Source organism: Nocardia pseudobrasiliensis NBRC 108224 (genome assembly GCF_001613105.1).
GTDB lineage: Bacteria > Actinomycetota > Actinomycetes > Mycobacteriales > Mycobacteriaceae > Nocardia > Nocardia pseudobrasiliensis.
In genome coordinates, this window is sequence record NZ_BDBS01000094.1 from 1 (window position 1) to 3,977 (window position 3,977).

4 protein-coding genes are annotated in these 3,977 nt (G+C 65.6%); 2 read left to right on the top strand and 2 right to left on the bottom strand.

The window, feature by feature from the left end:
- On the bottom strand, positions 1-629 hold a 629-nt coding region (locus tag NP4_RS39400; protein WP_373863912.1), incomplete at its 3' end, for a mevalonate kinase family protein.
- A gap of 307 nt (positions 630-936) precedes the next feature.
- On the opposite strand from NP4_RS39400, the gene NP4_RS39405 reads away from it, so the two are divergent.
- Entirely contained in the window at positions 937-1,968 is a 1,032-nt protein-coding gene (locus NP4_RS39405) for a polyprenyl synthetase family protein (protein ID WP_068009971.1), read from the top strand.
- A 36-nt stretch (positions 1,969-2,004) separates the two neighbouring features.
- Here NP4_RS39405 and NP4_RS39410 read toward each other — a convergent pair whose 3' ends face one another.
- Positions 2,005-3,342 carry a helix-turn-helix domain-containing protein gene (locus NP4_RS39410; RefSeq protein ID WP_169813877.1) on the bottom strand — a complete coding sequence of 446 codons (1,338 nt, stop codon included), beginning with the start codon at positions 3,340-3,342 and terminating at the stop codon, positions 2,005-2,007.
- 373 nt (positions 3,343-3,715) lie between these two features.
- Here NP4_RS39410 and NP4_RS39415 point away from each other — a divergent pair.
- The coding region (locus tag NP4_RS39415) for a creatininase family protein (RefSeq protein ID WP_169813878.1) at positions 3,716-3,977 on the top strand (262 nt) is incomplete at its 3' end.

The following is a 3,977-nucleotide window of genomic DNA, read 5'->3' on the forward strand; positions in this document are numbered from 1 at the left end:
GCGCCGCTATCGGCGAGAACCACCACGGCTTCGGTGTCTGTGTTCAGCGGTCGCATCGCACCGGAGTGGAACAGGATCGGTTGCGTGCTGGTCACGGTCGCCGCGTCGACGCCGCTCGCGCGGCCGTGGGTGCGCTGCTCACCGCATTGCACCAGGTCGAACAAAGTATCCGCGTCGAAGCGTTCACCGGCGGCGTCCGCGACGGAGCGGATCGCCGCAGCCGCGCAGGCGGCGCTGAAACCCAGTCCCCGTGCCGGTGGGAAGTTGCCGCTGATCTGTATCCAGGTCTTTCGGCGCCGGATTCCCAGCAGACGTGATGCTGCTGCGATTGCGGCCAGGGCGCCGTCCGCGCGCAGCGGTGCGGAAGTGCCCTGTGAACCCGAAGTCGCCGCGCCGCAAGCAAAGTCGATATCGATCGGTCCGTCGGTGGTGGACGTCGGTATGCCGGACGCATCGTCGTTCGACACCGTAGCCGACACGTGCGCGACGGCGGTGACGGTTAGCGTCGGTAATGGTATCGCTATGGCCGGTTGGTGGTAGAGCACGGTGTGCTCGCCGATGAGAATGGCTTTGGCGCAGGCGCTTCCACGGCCGAATGCGGTATCGGTCAGGGCGTCGATGGAATTCATTCCGACCTCGTCGATCACGAGTGGGCCAGCTGTCTACTCTCGATGGTGGAGACATTCCTTCGGAGGTAGAACGCTGTCGTGCGCATGACGGCAATTCGTCTCGCGCATATCGGCGCTCGACCGAGAACGGCTACTGAATCGAAGCCGAGTGACAGGCTGGCATTTCGGGTATTGCATCGATATGCGCTGCGGGCATGGTCGGCATTCGGGCGATGGCTCTGCGACCCGTCCGATCTGCCACACACTGAGGGCGGAATCGGTCGAAGGAGCCGGTACCGAGGTATCGAGCAGGGACGGTGCAGCAGAGATGACGGACACGGTCACAAACACCGCCGCAGCGCACGCCGATGCGATTTTGGAGCAGGCCCGCCGACGGTGCGAACCCCCACTGCGGGAAGCGATCACGACGCTGCCCGAGCCGTTGGATCTGATGGCGGCCTATCACCTGGGCTGGCGCGATCGCGAGGGAAATCCGACCGGGGCGGGATGGGGCAAGGGCCTGCGCGCGGCGCTGGTGTTCGCCGCGGCGCACGCGTGCGGAGTCGATGCCCGTACGGTTGTGCCAGCGGCGGTCGCGGTGGAGCTGGTGCACAATTTCACGTTGGTCCACGACGATGTGATGGATGCTGACCGGCTGCGTCGCGGCAGAGCGACGGTGTGGACGGTGTGGGGTGTGCCGCAGGCGATCTGCCTCGGAGACGCGTTGCACGCGCTGGCGATTCGGGTATTGACCGCCGCGTGGCCCGGTTCGGTCGGTGTCGAGGCGATATCGCTCGTGGAGTCGGCGATTGTGCAGCTGTGCCACGGCCAGAGCCGCGATTGCGCGTTCGAGACCAGGTCGGGTGTGCGGGTCGAGGAGTATGTGGCCATGGCGCAGGGCAAAACCGGCGCGTTGACCGGGTGTGCCACGGCGTTGGGCGCGCTGTGCGCCGGGGCAGACGCGGCGACCGTCGGTCGGTTCGAGACCGTCGGCCGCGAACTCGGGCTGGCGTTCCAACTGGTCGACGACATCCTGGGGATCTGGGGCGACCCGGCGACGACCGGCAAACCCGTCGGCGGGGATCTGATGCGTCGCAAACGATCGTTTCCCGTGGTGGTAGCTCTGTCATCGGGAACGCCCGCCGCAGCCGCAGTGGAGACGCTGTATCGATCCGCGAGGCCGATCACCGAGGTTGAGGCGGCTCGTGCGGCGATCGCGGTGCAGGCCGCGGGCGGCAGGAGCGCGGCCGCGCTGCAGGCCGACCAGCGAGTCGCGGCGGCGATCGCGGCACTACCGGACCCGGCCGGCGCCGAGGATCTGCTCGCATTGATCCACTTCGTCTCGCGTCGGGACCATTGAGCCGCAACGACTGTGGGCCGAACCCGCCGGGATGGTTCATCCGATCGTATGGCGGACGATGATTCGCAGTTGTGCGGCATGGTTGATCGCGCCGTGGGTATGTAGTTCTCGGACGACGCGGTATAGCTGTTGTTCGGTCCGTGTGGAGCGGGTCTCGGCGACGATGGCCAGGGCGTGCTGGGCGACTTCGACGGCGTCGTCGGATTGTCCACTGCGCGCCAGCGCGATCGCGAGCAACGCAAGGCCTCGACCGAGGTCACGACGGTTTCGCGGATGCCACTGGGGCAGTTGAGGTTCCAATGTGGCGATGGCTTGCTCGGGACGATCGAGCTCGATCAGGCAGGCCGCGGCTTCCATCGCGATGTATCCGGGGGTGCAGTAGCCGGCGAGGTCGTCGTCGACGTCACCGGGAGCAGAGGCCTGATGCATGGCTCGGTCGAGAGCGCGCAGGGTGTCTACCAACTGGCCCTGCCAGGCGTGACCGTGCGCGATCTGACGCAGAGCCGTGGCGCGCTGGCGGGCGGTGAGATCGGCGGGAGCACGCAGTGCGGCTTGGGCGAGCGTGATGGTGTTACGCGGGTCGCCGGCATCGGCGGCGAGGCTGCTCTGCCGCATCCGAATATAGGACAGCAGCCTGCTGTCGCCAGTATCTCGCGCCAATTCGGCGGCCGCGTTGGTCCAGGTCAGCGCTGCGCGCAGGTTGCCGGCATCTTGATGAAGCCAGCCGAGGAACTCCGCGAATCGGGCCCGTAACACGCGCAACTGCGTCTGTGTCCGGCCGCGATCGGCGCTCTCGAGTCGCTCCACGAACTGGATCTGCTGGCCGACTACCGCCAGCAGCGGTTGTGGCCCGGCGACGTTGTCGGTGCGCACGTACTCCTGGAGAGTGGTGCGCAGCGAGTCGATCAACAGTGGTTCGGCCGCCGGGGGCGCGAGCGTCAGGCCCTCGCGCAGGCGAATCGGTCCAGGCGTAGATGTCGGTGCTGGTGGAGGGTCATCGATGTCGAACCACAACATCTCCGCGGGCACACCCAACGCGCGGGTGTAGCGCACCAACTTGTCGAGATCACGTACCTTGTTGCGTCCGTTCTCGATTCGGCTGAGCTGGCCCTGGGTGACACCCAGCCATCGAGCCAATCGGGCCTGTGGGATGGGATGGGGGCCGTGCGCGTGGTGGTGTCGCCAGGCGTGCAGAACGATGCCGATATTTCTGCTGCGCAACGCTTCCCGCATCTGTTCGGTGCGCCAGTCCGCGGCGCACAGTTGCGGGACGCGGTCCTGCCCTCTGACGCATGGTCGGCACAGGACGCTGTGGTTGTCGCGCGCCAGACCCGCGCCGCACCGTGAGCAGCTGCGCTGCTGGACGGTCATCATGTCGGCCTCGTTCCGCGCGCGGACGGAGGTTTCGTCCCGGCTGGTCGAGCACCGTTGAGTGACAAGGGAGTATCCATGAATCAGCCCTGTCGGTCTACGTCGTCGTCGCACGCATGGCGAGAATCGAACACGCTCCTGAGCCAAACAATGTTTGATTCGCAAGAGTGCGACCGCAGTGGTTGAGAGCTCAATGATAGCGAAATCGTCTTGATGCGACGGAATAAGGTCGGTTGTACATGCGCGGTATGCCGCCGATGCATAACCGTCGCGCGAGCCTGTGATCCGTGCTAACGCCTTGGGGGCCAGTATCTGTCGTCTCAGGACTCTCGTTGGTCCGTGTCTTGACATGTTGGGAGTGACTGCGTTGTTCTCGATGACCTCAACCGCAACTTCAACTGATGAGATAGTGCGTCAAGCCAGTACGGCCGTGCTTCCGGTCGGTAGTTTCGAGCAGCACGGCGCTCATCTGCCGCTGGTGACCGACACGCTGATCGCCTGTGCGATCGCGAGTCGGATCTCCGCGGCATACCGACTGCTCCTCCTGCCTCCAATCACCGTGTCCTGTTCGCATGAGCACGCCGGTTTCCCGGGCACGGTGTCGATCAGAGCGATCACCTTGGCCGCGGTAGTACAGG

Excerpts from the sequence above, each read along its gene's own strand:
- NP4_RS39405 (WP_068009971.1), top strand. The coding sequence starts at position 937 with ATGACGGACACGGTCACAAACACCGCCGCAGCGCACGCCGATGCGATT.
- NP4_RS39410 (WP_169813877.1), bottom strand. The coding sequence starts at position 3,342 with ATGATGACCGTCCAGCAGCGCAGCTGCTCACGGTGCGGCGCGGGTCTG.